Source organism: Streptomyces sp. NPDC002476, from assembly GCF_042889785.1.
Lineage (GTDB): Bacteria > Actinomycetota > Actinomycetes > Streptomycetales > Streptomycetaceae > Streptomyces.
The window spans coordinates 115,741-138,060 of sequence record NZ_JBIARH010000001.1; the positions used below are offsets into that span (position 1 = coordinate 115,741).

The window sequence follows — 22,320 nt, forward strand, 5'->3', positions numbered from 1 at the left end:
GCTAACCTTTGATGTTAAGGCCAGCCCTGGTAGTCCAGCGGAAGAGACACGGTGCTCAAACCACCGACAGCGTGGGTTCGAATCCCACCCAGGGCACTTCCCCTTCGATTCCAAGGTCAAATTGGACCTTGGTGATCTTCACTCCTGCTGGTGAACGCTCCTTCGAATCCAGCACATACTGACGGAGATCGCCCAAGACTCCCCCGTATGGAACAACACAGTCCTTCGTTACGGGACGAAGCGCTCGCCCTCCTTCGAAGCGGCTCCAGCAATCGCGCAGTTGCAGAACTCCTCAACGTTCCTCGCGGAACCGTCGGCTGGTGGCTGCATCAGGACCGCAAGCAGCGCGGAGTGCGATATGAGCAGCCCACCGACTGCCCGATGTGTACGGGTAGGGAGTTCGATCAGCTCGCTTACGTATACCTCCTGGGTCTCTACCTGGGCGACGGCCACATCATCTCGAAGCCGAAGCAACACCACTTGTCGATCTTCTGCGACAACACGTGGCCAGGACTGATCGACGAAGCGGAGTCGGCTATGCGAGGGGTGATGCCCACTCCCCGTGTGACTCGCCGCCACAGAGGCGGATGCGTCGAGGTCAAGTCCTTTACGAAGCACTGGCCCTGCCTCTTTCCGCAGCACGGGAGCGGCAGGAAGCACGAGCGCCGGATCGCCCTCGTCTCCTGGCAGCAGGAGATCGTGAACACACACCCATGGGATTTCGTCCGTGGCCTGGTCCACTCCGACGGATGCCGCGTCATCAACTGGACGACCCGCACCATCGCCGGAGAGCGAAAGCGCTACGAGTACCCCCGCTACTTCTTCACCAACGTCTCGGACGACATCCGACGCCTCTACACCGACACCCTCGACGGGCTTGGCGTCGAGTGGACGCACTGCACCCGCGCGGGCAAGGCGTACAACATCTCCGTCGCCCGACGGGCGTCCGTCGCCCTCATGGACGCCCATGTCGGGCCGAAGCACTGAACGACCTGCCTACTTGCCTCCGTCGTCCTCGCCGATGCGGTGCACCCGTACCAGGTTCGTCGAGCCCGGGACCCCCGGCGGGGAGCCTGCGGTGATCACGACGACGTCGCCCTCCTTGCAGCGGCCGATCTTCAGCAGCTCCTCGTCGACCTGGGCCACCATCGCGTCCGTCGAGTCGACGTGCGGGCCGAGGAAGGTCTCGACGCCCCAGGTCAGGTTGAGCTGGGAGCGGGTCGCCGGGTCCGGGGTGAAGGCCAGGAGCGGGATGGGCGAGCGGTAGCGGGAGAGGCGCCTGACGGTGTCGCCGCTCTGAGTGAAGGCGACGAGGAACTTGGCGCCCAGGAAGTCGCCCATCTCGGCCGCCGCGCGGGCCACCGCGCCGCCCTGGGTGCGGGGCTTGTTGCGGTCGGTGAGGGGCTTGAGGCCCTTGGCGAGGACGTCCTCCTCGGCGGCTTCGACGATGCGGGCCATCGTGCGGACCGTCTCGACGGCGTACCGTCCGACGCTGGTCTCTCCGGACAGCATCACCGCGTCGGTGCCGTCGATGACGGCGTTGGCGACGTCGGATGCCTCGGCGCGGGTGGGGCGGGAGTTCTCGATCATCGAGTCGAGCATCTGAGTCGCGACGATGACCGGCTTGGCATTGCGCTTGGCGAGGTTGATGGCGCGCTTCTGCACGATCGGCACCTGTTCCAGGGGCATTTCGACGCCGAGGTCGCCGCGGGCGACCATGATCCCGTCGAAGGCGGCGACGATGCTGTCGATGTTCTCGACGGCCTGGGGCTTCTCGATCTTGGCGATGACGGGGAGGCGGCGGCCTTCCTCGTCCATGATGCGGTGGACGTCCTCGATGTCGCGTCCGCTGCGCACGAAGGAGAGCGCGATGACATCGGCGCCGGTGCGCAGGGCCCAGCGGAGGTCCTCGATGTCCTTGTCGGAGAGGGCGGGGACGGAGACGGCGACGCCGGGGAGGTTGAGGCCCTTGTGGTCGGAGACCATGCCGCCTTCGAGGACGGTGGTGTGGACGCGGGGGCCGTCGACTTCGGTGACTTCGAGGGTGACGCGGCCGTCGTCGACGAGGATGCGTTCGCCGGGGGTGACGTCGGTGGCGAGGCCGTCGTAGGTGGTGCCGCAGGTGTGGCGGTCGCCTTCCATGGGCTCGACGGTGATGGTGAAGGTGTCGCCGCGTTCAAGCAGTACGGGTCCTTCGCGGAAGCGTCCGAGTCGGATCTTCGGGCCTTGAAGGTCCGCGAGGATGCCGACGCTGCGGCCGGACTCGTCGGATGCCTTGCGTACGTGGCGGTACCGCTCTTCGTGGTCGTTGTAGGTGCCGTGACTGAGGTTGAGGCGGGCGATGTCCATTCCCGCCTCGACGAGTGCCTCGATCTGTTCGTACGAGGTGGTGGCGGGGCCCAGGGTGCAGACGATTTTGGCTCGGCGCATGGTTCGACCCTAGACCTTACCTACGGGTAGTTAATTGGCCGTGCGTGACTACCCAACGACCTTTGACTGAAGGGTTGTTGACAAGTGTTGAATTGGGCGCCGATGCGCTCGGATGAGCGTTCCTTCCTTCCGGTATTCCTTTTTCGAGGGTTGTGCCTCACAGTTCGGGCGGCGACATGATGAAGCGGGCGTTCACCTGAGCACAGACGGTCTGGCGTCGGGGTTCGAGGTCGAGGGCGGGGGTGGGGGCCGGTGCGGCCGCGGCGCCGTAGCCGGCGCTTCCCCGGAGTCCCGCGGGCGGAGCGGGGAGGGCGGAGACGGCATTCTCGGCTCCGAGGTCGGCGAGTTCGACGAGGGCCGTGAGGTGGGAGCCGAGGGCGTCGGCGTATTCGCGGGCTCGCTGGACGGCTTCGCGTACGGCTTGGCGGCGGGCGTTCGCGTGGGCGGGTGAGTCGGGGCGCAGGGCCCACCAGGGGCCGTTGACGCAGGTCATGTCGAGGGCTGCCACACGGGTGACCAGTTCGCCGAGGGCGGTGAAGTCGTTGAGGACTGCGGTGATGTGGACGCGGCCGTGGTAGGCGCGAATCTTTTCGTCGCGGCCTTTCTCGGCGAGTTCGGGGTTGATGGAGAGGGCGCCGGTTTCGAGCTTCTCGACCGCCGGTCCGTAGGAGCGGATGAGTTCGAGGACGGCTTCGTTGCGGCGGGTGAGGTCTTCGAGGGCGGTGCGGCGGTCTTTGCCGCGTGCGGTGACGGTGATGCCCAAGTGTGCGATTTCGGGGTCGACTTCGAGGCGGGCTTCGCCCCGGACCGCGACGCGGGGGTGCTCGGGGGTGCCGTAGGGGGCCGTGGTGTCGGTCATGGTTCCACTGTGGCATGCGGGTATGACAGCGGCTGGTCACCGGATCGCAACCCTGTGGGGGGTGTTGCTCGGTATGGCTCCTGCGCCATTATCTACGCGCGTTGTGCGCTGTATGTGCGCTGGGCGGGGTGCGGTGTGGGGGCGGTGCGGTGTGCCGGTCGTCCTCCGGGCCGTGTCGGCCGTGTGCCGTGAGGGGTGCGGCGCCGGGCGTGCCGGGCCGCACGGTGACGGTGCTTCACGGGCACCGCGCTGGACGGGACCGCGCTGTACGAGATCTGAGCTGCACGAGAACCGAGCTGTACGAGATGCGAGATGTGGGAGACGAAATGCCGCTGAACCGTAGGACGTTCCTGGGCACGTCGGCGGCCGTGGGTGCCGGGGCGGCGATGGCGGGTGGTTCCGCTGTCCCCGCCGCGGCCCATGGTCATGGGCACGGCCATGGTCACGGGCGTCCGCCGAAGCGGTACTCGTTCACCGTGATGGGCACCACCGATCTGCACGGGAACGTCTTCAACTGGGACTACTTCACGGACAAGGAGTTCGACGACAAGGACCACAACGATGTGGGTCTGGCGAAGATCTCCACGTTGGTGGAGCAGGTGCGTCGTGAGAAGGGACGTGGCAACACCCTGTTGATCGATGCGGGTGACACGATCCAGGGCACCCAGCTGTCGTACTACTACGCGAAGGTCGATCCGATCACGGCGAGGCGTGGTCCGGTGCATCCGATGGCGCAGGCGATGAACGCGATCGGCTATGACGCGGCGGCTCTGGGCAACCACGAGTTCAATTACGGGATCCCGGTGCTGCGGAAGTTCGAGGAGCAGTGTGATTTTCCGTTGCTGGGCGCGAACGCGTTGGACGCGAAGTCGTTGCGGCCGGCGTTCGCCCCGTATGTGATCAAGCGGATGCGTACGCCGTTCGGACGGGATGTGCGGGTGGCGGTTCTGGGGTTGACCAATCCGGGTGTCGCCATCTGGGACAAGGCGAATGTGGGCGGGAAGATGGTGTTTCCCGGTCTTGAGGAGCAGGCGGCGAAGTTCGTGCCGAGGCTGCGTTCCATGGGTGCGGACGTGGTGATCGTGTCGGCTCATTCGGGGACGAGTGGTACGTCGTCGTACGGTGATCAGGTTCCGCATGTCGAGAACGCGGCGGCTCTGGTGGCCGAGCAGGTTCCGGGTATCGATGCGATTCTGGTGGGGCATGCGCATCTGGAGATTCCTGAGTATTTCGTGGAGAACGAGCGGACGGGCAAGAAGGTGGTGCTGTCCGAGCCGTTGAAGTGGGGGCAGCGGCTGACGCTGTTCGACTTCGATCTGGTGTGGGAGCGGGGTCGTTGGGTGGTGGAGCGGGCGGGTTCGCGGGTGCTGAACTCGAATGCCGTGGGCGAGGACCCGAAGATCACGAGGTTGTTGGCGGACGAGCACCGGAAGGTGGTGGCGTACGTCAATCAGGTCATCGGTACGTCGTCGGCGGCGATGTCGACGGCCGAGGCGGCGTGGAAGGACGAGCCGATCATCGATCTGATCAATGTGGTCCAGACGGAGACGGTGAAGGCGGCGCTGGCGGGCGGGGCGTATGCGTCGCTTCCGGTGCTTTCGCAGGCGTCGTGTTTCTCGCGTACGGCGCGGATTCCGGAAGGGGACGTGACGATCAGGGATGCGGCGGGGTTGTATCCGTTCGAGAACACGCTGGAGGCGCGGGTGTTGACGGGTGCGCAGATTCGCGAGTATCTGGAGTTCTCGGCGCGCTATTACGTGCGGACGGCTGCGGGCGCTCCGGTGGACACGTCGAAGCTGACGAACGCGGAGAACATTCCGGATTACAACTATGACGCGGTGTCGGGTCTGACGTATGAGATCGATGTCGCGAAGCCGAATGGTTCGCGGATCGTGAATCTGTCGTTCGAGGGGAAGCCGGTCGATCCTGCGGCGGAGTTCGTGCTGGCGGTGAACAACTACCGGGCGAGTGGTGGGGGCAATTTCCCGCATGTGGCGGGTGCCAAGCAGGTGTGGGCGAATTCGGAGGAGATCCGTAACACGATCATCTCCTGGGTGCGGGCGAAGGGTTCGGTGGATGCCGCGCGGTTCGCTTCGGTGGACTGGCGTCTGACGCGGGACGGCTCGCCGGTGTTCTGAGGGCTGTTCCGTGGTCCCTGGTGGCGCGTCCCGCGTGGGGGGGAACGCCGCCTGCGGGCGTGGGGTGGGAGTTCTTCGGGCCGTATCCGCCGGTCGGCGGGTACGGCCCGTGGCGTGAGCGGCTGCGGCAGTGGTCCGGGGGCTGGTCGGACGGTTCGGGAGGGGTGGCGAGGGGCGGCGTCCTGTCGTCGGTGTGTCGCTGTCACGGGGGTGTTCCGGGCCGTCGGCCTCGCTGCTGCGGCGAGGTGTCGTGCCAGGCGTCGCGGGCCGGACGGGACGTTCGAAATACGCCCTGCTGCCTCTCCAGGCGTGCTGCCAGCCACTCCGGGAGGGTGTCGCGGTTCGCCGGGGTCACCTGGAGGAGTTCGATGTCGGTGCGGTGCTTGAGGGCGTCGGTGAGCGGGCCGTGCTGTGCCTGGACGGTGGCGACGACATCGATGTCGGCTGCGAACAGTGCCCGGACGGCGTCCTGGAACGGGCGGTGGGCCAGTTCCATCTTTCCGAGCTCGTCGATGAGGACGAGACGTCCGGGGGGCGGCGCGGCTGTGGGGGACGGAGGTGGCCACGACAGGGACGGCAGGGCCAGTCGTTCCATGACTTCGAGGTCGACGCCGTAGCGTCCGACCCGTGGTGGCCCCGGAAGGTCGACGTGGGCGAGTACGGCCCGTCGGCCGGCCAGTGTTTCCAGGGTGAAGCCCACCCGTGTACCGCCTTCGCGGATCTCCTGGGTGGTGAAGCCGGTGGCGCGCCGGGCGTGCAGCAGCTCCGCCAGTCGGCGGATGGTGGTGGTCTTTCCGCTGCCGGGGCGTCCTTCCAGCAGGATCCTCGTCGGCATCGTGTGCTCCGGGGCGTGGGCGGGTGCGGGTGGCCGGGTGGTGCGGCCCTGCTGCCAGTGTCCCATCGGGGTGGGTGGCCGGGCTTCCGCGCGGGCCGGGTGGGGCGTCCCGGGGGTGTCCGGTTCCTGGGGCCCGGATCTGTCCGGCTCGGGCGGTCGGATCAGCTCCGGCCTGTTCGGCGCGCGGGATCGGGCCGGAGCTGGTCTGCTGGGGAGGAGGGGGCGTCGCGCTTTCGGGAGTGGTCTGGATGATTTCGTACCGAGTCGCCCGGGTCGCCATGGCGGGCGGGCCTTTCGAGCTCGTCGGGCGTGAGGTGCCGCAGCCGGGGCCCGGTGATGTGCGGATCGCCGTGGACGCCTGCGGGGTCTGTCACGGCGACGTGCTCTTCGTGGATGCCGGGGTGCCCGGCGTGCGGTTTCCGCTGGCGCCCGGGCATGCTGCCCGTTTCCGTGCGGTGCTCGCGGTTCGATGATGCGGCTGCCTGTCATGACCACGTCGCGCGACCTGTTGTTCGTCAGCCTGGACCAGGTGTCCGGTGGTGCTGTGGAGCAGGGTGGCTTGTCGCTCGCTCTGGCGGGGGCCGAGGTGATCGATCTGCTCGGTGTCGAGGCCGTCGCTCTGGATGGTGATCGCATCGTGCCGGGTCATGTCCCGTCCTTGACCGATCCGTTGCTGGATCGGGCCGCTTCGTCGCTTGTTCGTGACGCGCCGTACGAGTCGGTGGGTGACTGGCTGTGGCGCAGGGGGCGGGGTTTGTCGGCGGCGTATCTGGCCGTTCTCGAGGCGGAGGGGAAGCTCGCTCGGCGGCACCGTCACGGGGTGCCTTTCGGGGCGGGTCGGATCGTGCCGGCGGATTCGCCGGACCGCAGTGGTGCGGCGAGTCGCTGGGGGTCGAGGGAGCCCGTCCTGGTCGGTCTGGCGGGGGCTCTCGGGATCCGTGGTGAGGACGGTGGGGAGGGTGAGGAGGGCGTGGGCGCTGCCGACTCCCCCGGTGTGGACGACGATGCCGTGGACACCGTGCTCGCCGCCGTCCATGACGCGTTGACGCAGTTGGAGGCCGTGCGGTTGCGGCGTTCCGTCGAGCAGGCCGCCTTCGACAACATCTGGCGGGGCGAGTGATGCGGTGGGGGTGTTCTCCGGTGGGTCGGTGCGGGGCGGCCGTCTTCTCGTGGTGAGGGGCGGCCGCCTTGTGCGGTGTGGTGTGGTGCGGGGTCAGTGGTTGTGGGTGAGGGGGATGCGGTCGGGGTTCTGGGTGGGGACGGGTGGGGTGGTGGGGGTGAGGCCGAAGGTGGTGAAGGCGGTGCGTTGCGGAAGTGGGTAGGGGGTGGTGCCGGTGAGGTGGTTGAGGATGGTGGCGCTGCGCCAGGCGGCGAGTCCGAGGTCGGGGGTGCCGACGCCGTGGGTGTGGCGTCCGGCGTTCTGTACGTAGATGTTTCCGGTGATGGTGGGGTCGAGGGTGAGGCGGAGGTGGTGGTCGATGCGGGGGCGGGCGGAGTCGTCGCGGTGGAGGTGGGGTTCGATTCCGCCGAGGATGCGGTCGAGGGGGCGTTCGTGGTAGCCGGTGGCGAGGATGACGGCGTTGGTGGTGAGGGTGGTGCGGGTGTTTTGTTGGGTGTGTTCCAGGTGGAGTTCGATGCGGGTGTCGGCGATGCGTTCTGCGGTGCGGACGGTGACGCCGGGGGTGAGGGTGGTGCGGGGCCAGCCGCCGTGGAGGGTGCGGCGGTAGAGCTCGTCGTGGATGGCGGCGATGGTGTCGGTGTCGATGCCTTTGTAGAGCTGCCATTGGTGGGGGACGAGTTCGTCGCGTACGGCCTCGGGGAGGGTGTGGAAGTAGTGGCTGTAGTCGGGGGTGAAGTGTTCGAGGCCGAGTTTGGAGTATTCCATCGGGGCGAAGGCGGGGGTGCGGGCGAGCCAGTGGAGGTTTTCTCGGCCGGTGGGGCGGGCACGGATGAGGTCGAGGAAGATCTCGGCGCCGGATTGTCCGGAGCCGATGATGGTGATGTGTTCCGCGTCGAGGATGCTCTGGCGGTGGTGGAGGTAGTCGCCGGAGTGGAGGACGGGGACCGAGGGTGCTTCGGCGAGGGGTTTGAGGGGTTCGGGGATGTGGGGTTCGGTGCCGATGCCGAGGACGATGTTGCGGGTGTGGGTGCGGCCCAGGGCTTCGGCTTCTCCGTCGGCGTCGAGTTGGGTGTAGTCGACTTCGAAGCAGTCGTGCCGGTCGTTCCAGCGGATCGCGTCGACTTGGTGGTTGAAGTGGAGTCCGGGTAGTTGGTGGGTGACCCAGCGGCAGTAGGCGTCGTATTCGGCGCGTTGGATGTGGAAGCGTTCGGCGAAGTAGAAGGGGAAGAGGCGGTCGCGGGTGCGGAGGTAGTTGAGGAAGCTCCAGGGGCTGGTGGGGTCGGCGAGGGTGACGAGGTCGGCGAGGAAGGGGACTTGGAGGCTGGCTCCGTCGATGAGGAGGCCGGGGTGCCAGTGGAAGGCGGGGCGTTGTTCGTAGAAGGCGGTGGTGAGGGGGCGGGTGGTGGCGGGGATGCTGTGGGCGAGTGCGGCGAGGGAGAGGTTGAAGGGGCCGATGCCGATGCCGACGAGGTCGTGTGGCTGGTCGGTTCGGGGGGTGGGTCGGTCGGTCATCGGGGGGTGTTGCCTTTCGTGAGTTCGTGGGTGAGGTCGTCGACGAGGTCGAGGAGGGTGTGGAGGTCGTCGGGGGTGGTGTGGGGGTTGAGGAGGGTGGCTTTGAGCCAGAGGCGGTCGCCGGTGTGGGCGCGGCCGAGGACGGCGTGGCCTCGGGTGAGGAGGGTGCGGCGGATGGTGGCCACGGTGTGGTCGTCGGCGTCGGTGGGGCGGAAGAGGACGGTGGTGATGGTGGGGCGGTCGTAGAGGTCGAGGGTGGGGGCTTTGGTGATGAGGTCGGCGAGGTGGTGGGCGGTGGTGACGGTGCGGTCGATGAGGTCGGCGAGTCCGTCACGGCCGAGGGCTTTGAGGGTGACGGCGATCTTGAGGGTGTCGGGGCGGCGGGTGGTGCGCAGGGAGCGGCCGAGGAGGTCGGGGAGGCCGGCTTCGGTGTCGTCGTCGGCGTTGAGGTAGGGGGCGTGGTGGTGGAGGGGGTGGAGGTGGGTGTGGTGGGGGACGGCGAGGATGCCCGCGGGTGCGGGTTGCCAGCCGAGTTTGTGGAGGTCGAGGGTGACGCTGTGGGCGCGGTCGAGGCCGTGGAGTTTGCTGCGGTGGGTGGGGCTGAGGAGGAGGGGTCCGCCGTAGGCGGCGTCGATGTGGAGTTCGGCGCCGTGGGTGGCGCAGAGGTCGGCGATGTCGGTGAGGGGGTCGATCTGGCCGGTGTCGGTGGTGCCGGCGGTGGCGGTGACGAGGAGGGGGCGGTGGTGATGTCGGGTGAGGGTTTCTTGGAGTGCGGCGAGGTCCATGACGCCGGTGGGGGCGGGGATGACGACGGGTTCGGGGAGGCCGAGGAGCCAGGCGGCCCGGGTGATGCTGTGGTGGGCGTTGGTGGCGTGGATGGTCTGGACGGGGCCGTTGCGTTCGCGGGCGAGGAGGAGGGCGAGTTGGTTGGCTTCGGTGCCGCCGGTGGTGAGGAGCGCGTCGGGTGAGGGGTGGTGGGGGTAGATCTCGGCGGCGAGGGCGGCGGTGGTGTCGGCTTCGAGGGTGGAGGCGGCGGGTGCCTGGTCCCAGGAGTCCATGGAGGGGTTGAGGGCGGAGGCGGCGAGGTCGGCGGCGGCGGCGAGGGCGAGGGGTGGGGTGTGGAGGTGTGCGGTGCAGAGGGGGTGTGCGGGGTCTGCGGCGCCTTCGGCGAGGGTGGTGACGAGGGTGCGAAGGGCTTCGTGGGGGCCGGTTCCGTGGTCGGGGATGAGGGGGTGGGTGCTGGTGCGGGTGTGGTGGGTGACGGTGTCGGGTCCGCCGGTGGGGAGGGGGCCGTGGCGTCGGTCTGCGCCGTCCTGGAGTGCGGTGAGGACGGTGTCGAGGAGGGGGCGGAGCGCGTCGGGGCCGGTGGTGGAGCCGGCGAGGGGCGGGGTGGGCATGGCGGCGGCCTTCGGGTGTGGTGCGTGGGCATGGGTGGACATGCCAGCTTGTCCGGGATTCGGAGGGCGCGGCCGTGGAGCGCGGTGATCTGAACTCGAAAGGGGGATGTGGGGTGCGTGTGGGGTCGATGTGGCAGGTGGTGGTGGTAGTGGGGGCGTGACGGTCGTGGGAGGCGCGGGTCATGGGTGTGCCCGGCGCCTCCGTGGGTGGAGGGTGCGCCGGGCACGGGTGGTTGGGCGGTGATGGGTGATGCGGGTGATGTTGGTGATATGTGGGTGTTGTGCGTGGTGCGGGTGGGGGCGAGTGGGTCGGGTGCGGCCGGTGGGCCCCGCGGGTCGGTGGGTGCCGGTGGTGGGCGGGTTGGTGTCGGCCGGTGGGCGACCGCTGATGGATCGGTGCCGGCCGGCACCAGTGGTGACGGGTTGGTGCCGGCCGGCGGGCGACGGTGGTGGGTTGGTGCGGATCAGTGGGCTTCGCGTACGGCGAGGGCGCGGCGGAGGTCGTCGAGCTGGTCGATGAGCTTGCGGCGCAGGGCCGGGATGAGGCCGGTGTCGTTCAGGGCCTGCTCGCCGAGGTGCAGGTTGTCGGTGTCGACGGCGTATCCGGGGAACGCATAGCGGCCTGCGGCTTCGGCGATGGCGGGGCCGCGGCGGGCGGCGAGGCGGGTGGCCTCGGGGTAGTAGCGCGGCACGTAGTCCCGTACGAGATCGGCCTGTTCGGGCTGCCAGAAGCCTTGGGCGGTGGCGGTGAACAGGTAGTTGGAGAGGGCGTCGTCGTTGAAGAGGGTGTGCCAGGCGGTGGCCTTGGCCTCGGGGGTGGGGAGGGCGGCGCGGCAGCGGGCGGCGCCTTCCTGTCCGGTGGCGCTGGGGTCCTGTTCGAGTTCGGTGGCGATGTGGGCCTCGTCGATGGCGCCGAGGACGGCGAGGCGGGTGAGGATGCGCCAGCGCAGTTCGGGATCGAGTTCGGGTCCGCCCGGGACGGAGCCGTTGGTGAGCCAGTCCTGGATGGTGTCGGGCTGGGTGGCGGCGTCGATGAGGTGGCGTACGGCGATGAGGCGGAGGCCGGGGTTGTGGCCGTCCTCGGTGCGGCGGATGAGGTCGCGGCAGAGTGCGGTGATGGTGGCGAGGGCGGCGGGCCGGTTCTCGGGGGTGAGGTAGTGGCCGGCGATGTGGGTGCCCGCGAAGGCGAGTACGCCCTGGGCGAGGGCGAGGTCGGTCTCGTGCGGAAGGTGGGTGCGGGCGGTGTCGAGGTAGGTGGTGGGGGCGAGTTCGCCGTCGCGGACCATGTCGCGGGCGGCGTTCCAGACGACGGCGCGGGTCAGCGCGTCGGGGATGCCGGACAGGTGCTGGAGGGCGGTGTCCCAGGAGGTGGCGTCGAGGCGGACCTTGGCGTAGCTGAGGTCGCTGTCGTTGAGGACGACGAGTGCGGGGCGGCGGCCGGGCAGCGGGTCGGCCGGGCCGTCGCCGGGGACGTCGGTCTCGAAGCGGTCGCGCAGGATCAGGCGGCCGGGTCCGGTGTGGGTGGGGGTTCCGGAGAAGTCGGGGGCGTGGTCGTAGGCGCCGACGGCGATGCGGTGGGGGCGGCTGCCGCCGTGGTCGACGGTGACGGACCAGGTGCCGTCGGACTCCCGGACGCGGGGGGTGAGGGTGTCGACTCCGGTGGTGCGCAGCCATGTGTCGGCCCAGGCGTGGACGTCGCGGTCGGTGGCCGATGCGAGGCTTTCGATGAAGTCGGCGAGGGTGGCGTTGGCGAACTTGTGGCGGGCGAAGTGGGTGTTGATGCCGGCCAGGAAGTCCTTCTCGCCGAGCCAGGCGACGAGTTGACGCAGGGCGGAGGCGCCCTTGGCGTAGGAGATGCCGTCGAAGTTGAGCATCGCGGAGGCGGTGTCGGGGACGGCGGCGGGGTCGGGGGCGACGGGGTGGGTGGAGGGGCGCTGGTCGGCGTCGTAACCCCAGCCCTTGCGTGCGACGCCGAAGTCGACCCAGGTGTCGGTGAAACGGGTGGCTTCGGCGAGGGTCTGGTAGCCCATGTACTCGGCGAAGGACTCGTTGAGCCAGATGTCGTCCCACCAGGCGAGGGTGACGAGGTCGCCGAACCACATGTGGGCCATTTCGTGGGCGATGACCATGCCGCGGGTCTGACGTTCGGTGTCGGTGACGGCGGAGCGGTAGACGAATTCGTCGCGGAAGGTGACGAGTCCGGGGTTCTCCATGGCGCCCGCGTTGAATTCGGGGACGAATGCCTGGTCGTAGGAGTCGAAGGGGTAGGGCTCGTCGAACTTCTCGTGGAAGCGGTCGAAGCAGGCCCGGGTGATGTCGAGGATCTCGTCGGCGTCCGCGTCGAGGTGGGGGGCCAGGGAGCGGCGGCAGTGGATACCGAAGGGCAGTCCGGCGTGTTGTGTGGTCACGGAGTGCCAGGGGCCGGCGGCGACGGCGACGAGGTAGGTGGAGATGAGGGGGGTGGGTGCCAGGGTCCAGCGGCCGTCGCCGCGGTGTTCGGCGATGCCGTTGCCGAGGACGGTCCAGCCTTCGGGGGCGGTGACGGCGAGCTCGAAGACGGACTTGAGGTCCGGCTGGTCGAACGCGGCGAAGACGCGCTGGACGTCTTCCATGAAGAGTTGGGTGTAGGCGTATGTCTCGCCGTCGGTGGGGTCGGTGAAGCGGTGCATGCCTTCGCCGGTGCGGGAGTAGCGCATGGCGGCGTCGACGCGTAGTTCGTGTGCGCCCGCGGTGAGGGCGGTGAGCGGGAAGCGGTTCTCGACGAGGTCGGCGGGGTCGAGGGGCTGTCCGTCGAGGCTGATCGAGCGCAGGGTGGCCGGCTTGAGTTCGACGAACGTGTCTCCGGCCGCGGCTGCGGTGAACTGGATGACGGTGCGGGAGTCGAAGGTCTCCTCCCCCGCGGTCAGATCGAGGTCGATCGTGTACCGCTGTACGTCGAGGAACTGGGCTCGGGTCTGCGCTTCGTCGCGCGTCAGTACGGACATGCGTCCATGCTGCCGTACGGGCCGGGCGCCGCGCAGGCGGGTTCTCGCAGGGCTGAGGGGTACCGCCGGGGCGCGGAGTCACACCGGGGCGCGAGGGGATGTGCCGGGCCGGGTACGGGAGGCTGCGTGGCGGGTCCGCCGGCCGCCCTTGGTGCGCCCCGGTGTCGTACGGGGCGATCGGGAATCGCGGCGTTCGCGGGACCAGGGGGTCACGAGTCGCGGCGCGGGACCAGGAGATCGCAGGCCGGGAAGGCTACGGGACCAAGAGATCACGGGCCGGGAAGGCCGCGGGCCGAGAAGCTCGCGGGCTGAGGAGGCCGCGGGGCGAGGCGTTCAGGGCGCGGTCCGCTTGCGGTCCGCCGGAGCTCCGGGGGCGGGTGTGACGCGGAGGAGAGCGGTGACGGTCTCCCGGTATCCGTCGTGTCCGCTCAGGGCGGCGTGGCGCAGCGCCCAGGCGTCCGGGCCGAGTTGTGAAGTGCACTCCTCGGACCGTTCCCGGCATGTCGTGCACTCCACCTGTCGCACCGGTGGCGGCGCCTCCTCGCTCCAGTCCGGGCCGATCGACCAGCCGGTGTCCCGGATCGCCTTGCTCATCCGGTCGTTCCCCCGCCGTGTGCGGGTTTGGTGGGGCGGCCCCCGTAGAGAGGGGCGTGCCCCGGGCAGGCGTACACCTTGGTGCCGACGCCGGACGCGGCGTACACCTCGTCGACCTTGATCGGGAGCCTTGTCACCTTTCCGTCGTGGCAACAGCGTTCCAGCCGTGCCGGCACATGGACGATCTCCGTCATGATGGCCCTCGTTCGCCGTTGAATCGGGTGGTGGGGAACCAGCGTGCCGGTCGGCGGCGGGCTCAACGCTCACACATGCGTGAGTGTCGTTGGCGTCGTCGGGGCGGGCCGGGTGGCCGGGGTCTTCACAGGCCGATCCAGGCGGCCAGGTGTCCCAGGGTCTCGGGGGTGCGGCGCGATGTGTGCACCAGGCCCTTGACGGTCTCCCGCGCGCCGGGGTGGTAGCGCGTCTGCTCAGGAGCCGTACGGCGGGCGGCGGCGATGCTCGCGAGGGCCGCCTCGGTCCGGCCGGTCTCCATCTCCGAGCGGGCCCTGTCGATCAGGAAGTGGGCGCGTCGGGACGTGGCCAGGGCGGGTGGCAGGCTGATGCGCCTCGCCTGGGTGAGTGCCTCGTCGTACTGGTGCATCTCGACGGCGGCTGACATGCGGTGCAGGGCCACGTTCGTCGGGCCGAAGGAGAGCCAGTGGACCTCCGGAACCTCCCCCACCAGCCCGGCGCAGCGTTCGGCTTCCGCGAGGTGGACGTCGACGGTCGACGCCCGGCCGGCGCGGGCCGCGATCACGGAGGCGCCCAGATGCAGTTGTCCCGTGACGGTGATGGTCTGCGTCGTCGGTGGGACGGAGGCGATCAGCCCGTGTCCGGCGCGGACGAGCCGTCGGCCGATGGCGTATTCGCCCTCCCGGAAGTACGCCAGTGCCCGCATGTACTGGCGGATGGCGGCCAGGCAGGGGTCGGAGGCGCGTTGGGCGGCCCAGTCCATGCGATCGAGGGCCACGGAACTGAGATCGTAGTAGCCGAGTTTGACCGCGATGTCGTGGGCGGTGCGGTAGGTGGAGGCGAGGGCCTGCCACAGCCGGGTGGAGGGGTCCCGTGAGACCGCCGTGGTCAGTTGCGCGATCGTCCCGGGCAGGCGTCGGGCGGCGCTGCGCAGCCTGGCCGCGCGGACGTCGGCGCACAGTCGGTCCGCGGCCGTGTGGAGTGCGTGGGTGGGTACGTGGGGCAGTGTTTCGTCGGCCCCGAGGTCGTAGAGGTCGAGTGCCTCGCGGATGGGGCGCACGAGTGCGGCGAGCCGGCCCTGTTGCGGTTCGGTCGCGTACGGCTCCCCCGTCAGGGTCGTGACATCGATCCGCAGGGCGTGCGCGACGGCCGCGACGAAGTCGGCTCCCGCCGGCTTCGCGCCGCACTCGACCTGGTTGAGCAGGCTGTAGGAGTAGGGGATCCGCTCGGCCAGCTGTCTCTGTGTCAGTCGGGCCAGTCGGCGCTGTTCCCTGATCCGGGCTCCTACGGCATCGTCATGCGGATTGCACACACTGGCCTCCGTTCCTCGCTCGTGAGCATGAGGAAGGTACACACGGAAGATCGTTCCGGGGTTGGGCATCGTCCCCAATCCACCCGTATCGGGGGTGGTTGCGTGTGCTGTCGTCCTCGGTGTGGGATGGCGCCCATGACCGCCAGAACGCTGTACCTGTTCGGTTCCGCCGCTCCCCCTGTTCTCGATGTTTCCCTGGTCATCGGCCTGTTGCGGGGCCGGGGTTGGGATGTGTGTCTCGGTCTGACGCCGACTGCGGCGCGGTGGCTGCGGGAGGAGTTACCGGAGTTGGAGAAGTTGACCGGGCATCCCGTACGTTCTGAGTACAAGCGGCCGGGTGATCCGGACGTCTGGCCGCGGGCCGACGCGATCCTGCTGGCGCCGGCCTCGTTCAACACCATCAATCAGTGGGCGCTCGGTCTCACGTCCTCGTTCGTCGTCGGTGTCGTGGCCGAGGGGATCGGCAAGAGGATCCCGACGCTGACCATGCCGTGCGTGAACGCCGCCTTCGTACGGCATCCGCAGTTCGAGCGGTCGGTGGAGACGTTACGGTCCGCGGGGGTGGACGTGCTGTACGGGAACGGCGGTTTCGTGCCGAACCAGCCGGGCGAACGGCGCCCCGGCGGGTATCCGTGGGAGATCGCGGTCGATGCGCTGGACGCGCTGGACGGCACGTTGAGCGAGGTGGAGTCCGGCTCGCCGTGAGCACGTCGGTGTTGCCGCGCGCCGGATGCCTCGCCGTGTCGGCCGGACGGCCGCGGTGTGGCCGAGGTCGTGACCGCGGTGCGCCCCGGGTGGTGACAGCGGTGCGGGACTTCCTGGACGCGCCGCAGCCCCGGGCGCTGTACTGCTTCGACGGGCCGAGCCGGATTCGCAGTGGTACTGGGGGCCGTTGCTGTCCGAGTGGCTCATGTACACGGTGGTGCCGGCGCTCGGTTGTGCGGTGCTTCTGATGGCGGATGCGCTGGTGTCCGCCCGGTTCTCGCGTCCCGAACACGTCGGCTGGGCCGTACCGGCCCCGGTGGGGGGCGGTGCTGCTGGTCCTCGCGGACATCGCGGCGTCCGGGGCGCCCGCGCCGGTGGGCAACGGCGATCACGGCGACGAATCGGCCTGGGCCGGGCTCGTGGTCCTGGCCACGGGGCTCGGGCTGCTGGTGAGTGCCTGGGTGGTGTGGTCGAGGCGTCGGCGGGCGGTCCCGCCCCCGCACCCCGTGACCGAGCGAGCCGCACCCCCCTTAGAGGTCGCGCGCATAGGTGGGGCGGCGTCGCGGGGCGATGGGCGGCGCCCGGCGGCGTTGTCGTCGGTCGACGACTCCCCCATGGCCCGAAAGGCATGGGAGGGGCCCCCTTCGCGTCACCTCCCTCCTCCGCCTTGCCGGGCTTGCCCCTCGCCCTGCTCCTTCCTCCGCCCCGCCTATGCGCGCGACCTCTTGACCGAGCCACCCGTGGCCATGCGACCGAGCGATCGTGTCCTCGTGGCCGGGCCACCCGTTTCCTCGTGGCCGAGGACGAGGAGGGCGGAGGAAGGCGGGCCCCGCCCGAGGGCTCAGGCGTCCTGGTCGGCCGCCGACTCCTCCGCGATCCACTCGTGGTGCCGGATGACCTCGGCGACGATGAAGTTCAGCAGCTTCTCCGCGAAGGCCGGGTCGAGATGCGCGCTCTCCGCCAGTTGCCTCAGCCGGGTGATCTGCCGGGCCTCCCGGGCCGGGTCGGCCGGGGGCAGGTGGTGGGCGGCCTTGAGGTGGCCGACCTGCTGGGTGCACTTGAAGCGCTCGGCGAGCATGTGGACGACCGCCGCGTCGATGTTGTCGATGCTCTCGCGCAGGCGGTTCAGTTCCGTGCTCACGGACTCGTCGATGTCCTTCGTGGTCATGGTCAGCGAGCTTACGACCTGGGGAGCAATTAGGAGCGGGCTCCCGACGCCCTGCGACTCCGCCTCCCGTGTCGTCGTCGGTCACCGACGCTCCTTCCCCGAGCTCTCACCTGCTTTCGAGCAGGGGAGACCCCATCCGCCTCCCTCCTCCGCCCTGGAGTCGAAGCCGCACGACGCCGCTCGCCGATCCACTCCCTATTGCTCCCCAGGTCGTTGGACGGTGTGTCCTGTGCGGGGTTCGGCCGTTGGTCCGTTCATGGGGCAGGGTCCGGCTCAGGGCGCCGGGCCGGGAGGAGGGATGGTCGGCGGGTTCTCCGGGTCCGGCACCTGGCCGCTCCAGCCGCCCGGGACGTTGCGGCCCTGCTGTTCACGGAACCGGACCGGTGCCGAGCCGACGCGGCGGGCGAAGAGCCTGGAGAAGTACGCCGGGTCGTCGTAGCCGACGCGCCGGGCGACCGCGGCGACCGGCAGGTCCGTGGCGACGAGGAGTTCCTTGGCGCGGCCGAGGCGGATGCCGAGGAGGTAGTCCTTGGGGCTGCAGCCCGCCCCGCGCCGCACCGCCGTGCGCAGTTCGGCGGGTGTCATGCCGTGCCGGGCGGCGTGCTCGGCGACGGACAGCGGCTGGAAGGCGTCCCGGGCGAGGGCCTGGAGCACGGGGTCGCCGTCGGGGCTGACATCGGCGCGGGCCCGGCGCAGGGCGACGAGGAGTTCGTGGACGGCGGCTCCGGTCTCGACCTCCAGCAGGGGGTTGTCGCGTCGGGCGGCCCGGACGCTTCCTGGACGCGGCGCAGCGGGCCGGGCTGTGGGCGATCGTCCGCCCGGGGCCGTACATCTGCGCGGAATGGGAGAACGGGGGGCTGCCGGTCTGGGTGACCGGGCGGTTCGGGCGCCGGCTGCGGACCCGTGACGAGGAGTACCTGGACGCCGTGGAGCGGTGGTTCACGGCACTGCTGCCGCAGGTGGTGCAGCGGCAGATCGGCCGGGGCGGTCCGGTGATCACGGTTCAGGCGGAGAACGAGTACGGGAGCTACGGCACCGACCAGGTCTACCTGCGGCGGGTGGCGGGGATGCTGCGCGAGCTCGGGGTGACGGTTGCGCTGTTCACGTCCGACGGGCCGGAGGACCACATGCTCACGGGCGGTTCCGTGCCGGGGCTGCCGGCCACGGCGAACTTCGGTTCGGGGGCGCGGGAGGCTTTCGAGGTGCTGCGCCGCCATCAGCCGAAGGGGCCGCTGATGTGCATGGAGTTCTGGTGCGGGTGGTTCGATCACTGGGGTGCCGAGCCGGTCGTGCGCGATCCGGAGGAGTCTGCCCGGGCGCTGCGGGAGATCCTGGAGTGCGGGGCGTCGGTGAACATTTACATGGCGCACGGCGGGACGAACTTCGCCGGGTGGGCCGGGGCCAACCGTTCGGGCCCGTTGCAGGACCAGGACTTCCTGCCGACGGTGACGTCGTACGGCTACGACGCGCCGATCGACGAGTACGGACGTCCCACGGAGAAGTTCTGGCGGTTCCGCGAGGTACTGGCCGAGTACGCGGACGGGCCGCTTCCGGAGCTTCCGCCGGAGCCCGTGCCCCTGACCTCCCCGGTGCGCGCGGAGTTGACGGGCTGGGCCCCGCTTCCGCTGTGCTGGAGGCGCTGGGGACGAGGAGCCCGCGCCATCGGGGGTTCCGCCGACGTTCGAGGAGCTCGGGGTCGACCGGGGGCTGGTGCGCTACCGAGTCGCGGTGCCGGGGCCGCGCATCCCGTACGCCCTGGGGACGGTGGGGCTGCGGGGCCGGGCCGTGGTGTACGTGGACGGTGTCCGCGCGGGTGTGCTGAGCGAGGAGAACGGCACCCTGGACGAGCCGGTGGCCGGTCCCGCCGAGGTCGAGCTGTGGGTGGAGTCGCTGGGCCGGGTGAACTACGGGCCGCGGCTCGGTGAGCCCAAGGGGATCACGGGCGGGGTGGTGCACGAACGGCAGTATCTGCACGGTGTACGGGCGCGGGCGCTGCGGCTGGAGGCGTTCGAGGAGCCGGACGCGCTGGCCGGGGTGGCCTTCGAGGACATCCGATGTGCCGGGGAAGCGGGGCGGGCCGGGGGCGTCGGCGAGGCACGGCGTACCGGGTTGTTCCGGGGCACGTTCGCGGTCACGGGCGTGGCGGACACGGGGCACGCGGGGCTGGAACTGCCGGGCTGGACGCGGGGGTTCGTGTGGGTGAACGGTTTCGGCCTGGGCCGGTACTGGTCGAGCGGTCCGCGGCGGACGCTGTACGTGCCGGGGCCGGTACTGCGGGAGGGCGCCAACGAGGTGTGGGTGCTGGAGCTGGAGGGCGCGGGCGCCCCGTACGCCGAACTGGGTCCGGGGGCACCCGTCCGGGCCGCGGAGGCCCCGGGGGACATCCGGGTGTGAGCCGGGGTCCGGAGCGCGGCACCGGGGCCGGAACGTGATGTCTGGGCCCGGAGCACGGAACCCGGCACCGGCCCATGGCCCCGGCGGATCGCCGGGACCGGGGCCGGTGCCGGACCGATGGCCCGGGGCCCGTTCCGGAACCCCCGTTCGCGGGTCCGGGGCCCGGTCGGGCTCCGGGTTCAGGAACCCCGGCTCACGGGCTCACGGCCCTGCGGACGGACTCACGGCCTTGTGGCCTTGCGGTCGTGCGGTCGTGCAGGTTCCCGGATCAGAGCGTGGACGCGGCCGAGGCGATCTGGGATGCGAAGGTCGAGACCTCGGTGTAGACGCCCGGGTAGCCGGGCCTGGCGCAGCCCTGGCCCCAGCTGACGATGCCGACCTGGATCCAGGACCCGGAGTTGTCCTTGCGGAACATGGGGCCGCCGGAGTCGCCCTGGCAGGTGTCCACGCCGCCGGTGTCGATCAGACCGGCACAGATCTCCTCGCCGGGGACGAGGTCGCCGCCGTACGCGGCCTGGCACTCGGCGTCGGAGACGAACGGCACGGTGGCCTTGAGCAGGTAGCGCTGCTGCGAGCCGCCCTCGGTGGCCGCGCCCCAGCCGGCGATGGTGAAGGTGCCGTTGTTGTACGCGGTGCTGGTGGCGATCTTGAGGGTGGGCCGGTCGATCGGCTTGGCCAGCTTGATCAGTGCCCAGTCCTTGCCCGTGCCGTTGTAGCCGGGGGCCTGGAGAACCTTGGTGGACTTGACCTTGATGGCGCTGGAGGACTGCAGGTCGACGACGCCGGCGGTGGCGGTGATGGAGGTGTCGTTGCCCGATCCGTCCACGCAGTGCGCGGCGGTGAGCACGATGTCCTTGGCGTAGAGGGCTCCGCCGCAGCCCATCGACAGCCGGACCATGAACGGGAATTCACCCTGGGCCGCACGGGTCCCGCCGACGACGGGCGCGGGCGCCGCGGAGGCTCCGGCGGGCTGGAGACTGACGGCCGCGAGGGCCACGGCGGCTATGACGGAACATCTTTTCAGGGCGCGCAGAAGCTGCTTCAAGGGACTGCCTTCTTTCGTGGGGGGTGCTGTGGGGGTACTCGTAGGAGATCTCATAAGGGATCTCCCTGATCTCGCGGGGTGTGTCCGCCCTCGCCCGGGGCCCGGCGCACGGGCAGGATCACCCGGATGGTCATGCTCCCGACAAAGGCGTGCTTGGGATTATCGGGAAGCGATCACGGCCTCCACAAGGTTCGCTTTTCAGCCAAGATCACCAATGCCCTCGCGGTTACAGTGGAGACCGGTCGGACGTCGCGGACGGGGGTGGGCACGTGGCGGACAGCGGTCGGGACGGCAGCCGGGTCGATGGCGGGCCGGTCGTCCACGGCTTCCCTCATCTCGGTACGGTCCGTTCCGCGATCACGGCGCTGTACCGGAGGCTGTCGTACGACGGGGTCCGCGGTTACGCCACGAGCCTCACCGCGGCCGACGTCGCCCTCTCCGACCAGGACGACCTGCACCTCGGGGCCCAGCGGGTGGCCCGGGCCGTGGTCCAGCACCTGCGCCTGCCCGACGCCCGGATGGTCGTCGCCTTCCGGACCACGGAGCACGCTGCCACGGTCGAACTCGCCGCGGGGCCGGAGTACTTCATCGAACTCAACGACCGGTTCCGCACCCACCGCAGGGACGTCGGCGCCGCTCTCTCGCACGAGATCACGCATGTCCTGCTGCACCGGCTCGGCCTGGAGTTCCCGGGGACGCGGGACAACGAGATCCTCACCGACACCGTGACGGTCTACCTCGGCGCCGGCTGGCTGCTGCTGGACGCCTTCCGCGAGGACGCCGTATCCAGCCAGAAGCTCGGCTACCTCACCCCGGAGGAGTTCGGGTACGTCCTCGCCAAGCGGGCGTTCGCCTTCGGCGAGGACCCCTCACCCTGGTTCACCAGCCCGCAGGCGTACACGGCTTACACGAAGGGGCGAGCGCAGGCCCTGCGTGACACCCGGCAGCCCCCGCTCGCCTCCGCCGGCTGGGCGTCCCGGCACCGCTACGCCCGCGACCGGCGGGCCGCCCAGGAGCTTCGCGACACGTCCGCGCGTCCGGCCCCCGACGTCCCGTACGCCTTCGAGAACGGCCCGCGGGGACTCCGGGTCTCCTTCCCCTGCCCCACCTGCCACCAGCGCCTGCGCGTTCCGGTGCGCGGCCGGATGCGGGCCCGGTGCGGACTGTGCCGGACGGTCCTGGACTGCGACACCTGAGCGTACGGCCGCGGTGACGGTGTCCGGTCGTCCCCCGTCCGTAACGACCTGGGGAGCAAGAGGCCGGACCGGCGCACCGGCCGGGGAAGACGGCGGCGAACTCGGTGACGGGCGCGTCGCCCCGGAACAGGTACATCGGGTTGAACAGGGAACTCCCGGCGGTCAGTTCGATGGCGTCGACCGTGCCGTCCTCCTGGAGCCGAAGGGCGACCTGGAGGCTCTCGTCGAGCCGGAAGCCGCCGGGCACCCCGTCGTCCGTGTTGAGTTCGGCGGTGACCGCGATCGTGTCGCCCACCTCGTCGCGAACGGCGCGGGCGATGCCGAGGGCGAGCTTGGCGCGGCTGTCGAGGCTGCCCCCGTAGGCGTCGCCGCGATGGTCGAGACGCCGGCCGAGGGGGCGCGGGCGGGCGCGGGCGAAGGGGTCCGGCGGGGCGGGAAG

General features: G+C 70.1%; 17 protein-coding genes, 1 tRNA gene and 2 pseudogenes. 8 read left to right on the forward strand and 12 right to left on the reverse strand.

The window, feature by feature from the left end:
- The first annotated feature begins 23 nt into the window (after positions 1–23).
- Together ACFYXM_RS00475 and ACFYXM_RS00480 are read left to right on the forward strand one after the other, a co-directional pair.
- Positions 24–96 (forward strand) — tRNA-Leu (locus tag ACFYXM_RS00475).
- Positions 97–207: 111 nt separating this feature from the next.
- The gene (locus ACFYXM_RS00480; protein WP_389285475.1) at positions 208–987 is read left to right on the forward strand and encodes a helix-turn-helix domain-containing protein; all 780 of its coding nucleotides are present in this window, start codon (positions 208–210) and stop codon (positions 985–987) included.
- A gap of 9 nt (positions 988–996) precedes the next feature.
- Here ACFYXM_RS00480 and pyk read toward each other — a convergent pair whose 3' ends face one another.
- Positions 997–2,430 carry a pyruvate kinase gene (gene pyk, locus ACFYXM_RS00485; RefSeq protein WP_389285477.1) on the reverse strand — a complete coding sequence of 478 codons (1,434 nt, stop codon included), beginning with the start codon at positions 2,428–2,430 and terminating at the stop codon, positions 997–999.
- A gap of 157 nt (positions 2,431–2,587) precedes the next feature.
- The gene (locus ACFYXM_RS00490; RefSeq protein ID WP_389285479.1) at positions 2,588–3,289 is read right to left on the reverse strand and encodes an SIMPL domain-containing protein; all 702 of its coding nucleotides are present in this window, start codon (positions 3,287–3,289) and stop codon (positions 2,588–2,590) included.
- Between the two features lie 326 nt (positions 3,290–3,615).
- On the opposite strand from ACFYXM_RS00490, the gene ACFYXM_RS00495 reads away from it, so the two are divergent.
- Positions 3,616–5,427: a bifunctional metallophosphatase/5'-nucleotidase gene (locus ACFYXM_RS00495; protein WP_389285480.1), complete on the forward strand. Its 1,812-nt coding sequence runs from the start codon at positions 3,616–3,618 to the stop codon at positions 5,425–5,427.
- A 202-nt stretch (positions 5,428–5,629) separates the two neighbouring features.
- On the opposite strand, the gene ACFYXM_RS00500 is transcribed toward ACFYXM_RS00495, so the two are convergent.
- A complete protein-coding gene (locus tag ACFYXM_RS00500; RefSeq protein ID WP_389285482.1) occupies positions 5,630–6,262 on the reverse strand; it encodes a nucleoside-triphosphatase in 633 nt (210 codons plus the stop codon).
- A gap of 248 nt (positions 6,263–6,510) precedes the next feature.
- Between ACFYXM_RS00500 and ACFYXM_RS00505 the strand changes: the two genes are divergently transcribed.
- Together ACFYXM_RS00505 and ACFYXM_RS00510 are read left to right on the forward strand one after the other, a co-directional pair.
- Positions 6,511–6,735: an alcohol dehydrogenase catalytic domain-containing protein gene (locus tag ACFYXM_RS00505; RefSeq protein WP_389285484.1), complete on the forward strand. Its 225-nt coding sequence runs from the start codon at positions 6,511–6,513 to the stop codon at positions 6,733–6,735.
- A gap of 14 nt (positions 6,736–6,749) precedes the next feature.
- Positions 6,750–7,382, forward strand: a complete 633-nt coding sequence (locus tag ACFYXM_RS00510) for a GPP34 family phosphoprotein (RefSeq protein WP_389285486.1) — start codon at positions 6,750–6,752, stop codon at positions 7,380–7,382.
- A gap of 93 nt (positions 7,383–7,475) precedes the next feature.
- Here ACFYXM_RS00510 and ACFYXM_RS00515 read toward each other — a convergent pair whose 3' ends face one another.
- The 6 genes from ACFYXM_RS00515 to ACFYXM_RS00540 all read right to left on the reverse strand — a co-directional run bounded on the left by ACFYXM_RS00515 (position 7,476) and on the right by ACFYXM_RS00540 (position 15,373).
- The gene (locus tag ACFYXM_RS00515) at positions 7,476–8,894 is read right to left on the reverse strand and encodes a lysine N(6)-hydroxylase/L-ornithine N(5)-oxygenase family protein (RefSeq protein ID WP_389285488.1); all 1,419 of its coding nucleotides are present in this window, start codon (positions 8,892–8,894) and stop codon (positions 7,476–7,478) included.
- Entirely contained in the window at positions 8,891–10,291 is a 1,401-nt protein-coding gene (locus ACFYXM_RS00520) for a pyridoxal phosphate-dependent decarboxylase family protein (protein ID WP_389285911.1), read from the reverse strand. Before ACFYXM_RS00520 ends, ACFYXM_RS00515 begins: the two co-directional genes overlap by 4 nt.
- A 464-nt stretch (positions 10,292–10,755) precedes the next feature.
- Entirely contained in the window at positions 10,756–13,275 is a 2,520-nt protein-coding gene (gene pepN, locus ACFYXM_RS00525; RefSeq protein ID WP_389285489.1) for an aminopeptidase N, read from the reverse strand.
- 333 nt (positions 13,276–13,608) lie between these two features.
- Positions 13,609–13,869, reverse strand: a complete 261-nt coding sequence (locus tag ACFYXM_RS00530; RefSeq protein ID WP_389285491.1) for a hypothetical protein — start codon at positions 13,867–13,869, stop codon at positions 13,609–13,611.
- Positions 13,866–14,063, reverse strand: coding sequence for a hypothetical protein (locus ACFYXM_RS00535; RefSeq protein ID WP_389285492.1), 198 nt, complete (start codon positions 14,061–14,063; stop codon positions 13,866–13,868). The genes ACFYXM_RS00530 and ACFYXM_RS00535 overlap by 4 nt, the downstream gene beginning before the upstream one ends.
- 125 nt (positions 14,064–14,188) lie before the next feature.
- Positions 14,189–15,373: a helix-turn-helix domain-containing protein gene (locus tag ACFYXM_RS00540; protein ID WP_389285494.1), complete on the reverse strand. Its 1,185-nt coding sequence runs from the start codon at positions 15,371–15,373 to the stop codon at positions 14,189–14,191.
- 135 nt (positions 15,374–15,508) lie between these two features.
- On the opposite strand from ACFYXM_RS00540, the gene ACFYXM_RS00545 reads away from it, so the two are divergent.
- Positions 15,509–16,078 carry a flavoprotein gene (locus ACFYXM_RS00545; protein WP_389285495.1) on the forward strand — a complete coding sequence of 190 codons (570 nt, stop codon included), beginning with the start codon at positions 15,509–15,511 and terminating at the stop codon, positions 16,076–16,078.
- Positions 16,079–16,919: 841 nt separating this feature from the next.
- Here ACFYXM_RS00545 and ACFYXM_RS00550 read toward each other — a convergent pair.
- Both ACFYXM_RS00550 and ACFYXM_RS00555 read right to left on the reverse strand, forming a co-directional pair.
- Entirely contained in the window at positions 16,920–17,246 is a 327-nt protein-coding gene (locus ACFYXM_RS00550; RefSeq protein WP_389285497.1) for a chorismate mutase, read from the reverse strand.
- Between the two features lie 273 nt (positions 17,247–17,519).
- Positions 17,520–18,056 (reverse strand): annotated as a pseudogene (locus tag ACFYXM_RS00555) (helix-turn-helix domain-containing protein); the annotation flags it as partial.
- Between ACFYXM_RS00555 and ACFYXM_RS00560 the strand changes: the two are divergent.
- A pseudogene (locus tag ACFYXM_RS00560) lies at positions 18,002–19,640 on the forward strand (beta-galactosidase); the annotation flags it as partial. The pseudogenes ACFYXM_RS00555 and ACFYXM_RS00560 sit on opposite strands and share 55 nt — an antisense overlap.
- A gap of 268 nt (positions 19,641–19,908) precedes the next feature.
- Here ACFYXM_RS00560 and ACFYXM_RS00565 read toward each other — a convergent pair.
- The gene (locus ACFYXM_RS00565; protein WP_389285498.1) at positions 19,909–20,685 is read right to left on the reverse strand and encodes a S1 family peptidase; all 777 of its coding nucleotides are present in this window, start codon (positions 20,683–20,685) and stop codon (positions 19,909–19,911) included.
- 269 nt (positions 20,686–20,954) lie between these two features.
- Here ACFYXM_RS00565 and ACFYXM_RS00570 point away from each other — a divergent pair, with 269 nt between their 5' ends.
- Positions 20,955–21,881 (forward strand): hypothetical protein, encoded by a 927-nt coding sequence (locus tag ACFYXM_RS00570; RefSeq protein WP_389285500.1) that lies wholly within the window; start codon positions 20,955–20,957, stop codon positions 21,879–21,881.
- Positions 21,882–22,320 lie beyond the last annotated feature (439 nt).

Coding starts and splice junctions, on each gene's coding strand:
- ACFYXM_RS00520 (WP_389285911.1), bottom strand. CDS start 10,291: ATGCCCACCCCGCCCCTCGCCGGCTCCACCACCGGCCCCGACGCGCTC.
- ACFYXM_RS00505 (WP_389285484.1), top strand. CDS start 6,511: ATGATTTCGTACCGAGTCGCCCGGGTCGCCATGGCGGGCGGGCCTTTC.
- ACFYXM_RS00490 (WP_389285479.1), bottom strand. CDS start 3,289: ATGACCGACACCACGGCCCCCTACGGCACCCCCGAGCACCCCCGCGTC.
- ACFYXM_RS00535 (WP_389285492.1), bottom strand. CDS start 14,063: ATGACGGAGATCGTCCATGTGCCGGCACGGCTGGAACGCTGTTGCCAC.
- ACFYXM_RS00480 (WP_389285475.1), top strand. CDS start 208: ATGGAACAACACAGTCCTTCGTTACGGGACGAAGCGCTCGCCCTCCTT.
- ACFYXM_RS00545 (WP_389285495.1), top strand. CDS start 15,509: ATGACCGCCAGAACGCTGTACCTGTTCGGTTCCGCCGCTCCCCCTGTT.
- ACFYXM_RS00530 (WP_389285491.1), bottom strand. CDS start 13,869: ATGAGCAAGGCGATCCGGGACACCGGCTGGTCGATCGGCCCGGACTGG.
- ACFYXM_RS00515 (WP_389285488.1), bottom strand. CDS start 8,894: ATGACCGACCGACCCACCCCCCGAACCGACCAGCCACACGACCTCGTC.
- ACFYXM_RS00495 (WP_389285480.1), top strand. CDS start 3,616: ATGCCGCTGAACCGTAGGACGTTCCTGGGCACGTCGGCGGCCGTGGGT.
- pepN (WP_389285489.1), bottom strand. CDS start 13,275: ATGTCCGTACTGACGCGCGACGAAGCGCAGACCCGAGCCCAGTTCCTC.
- ACFYXM_RS00500 (WP_389285482.1), bottom strand. CDS start 6,262: ATGCCGACGAGGATCCTGCTGGAAGGACGCCCCGGCAGCGGAAAGACC.
- ACFYXM_RS00510 (WP_389285486.1), top strand. CDS start 6,750: ATGACCACGTCGCGCGACCTGTTGTTCGTCAGCCTGGACCAGGTGTCC.
- pyk (WP_389285477.1), bottom strand. CDS start 2,430: ATGCGCCGAGCCAAAATCGTCTGCACCCTGGGCCCCGCCACCACCTCG.
- ACFYXM_RS00550 (WP_389285497.1), bottom strand. CDS start 17,246: ATGACCACGAAGGACATCGACGAGTCCGTGAGCACGGAACTGAACCGC.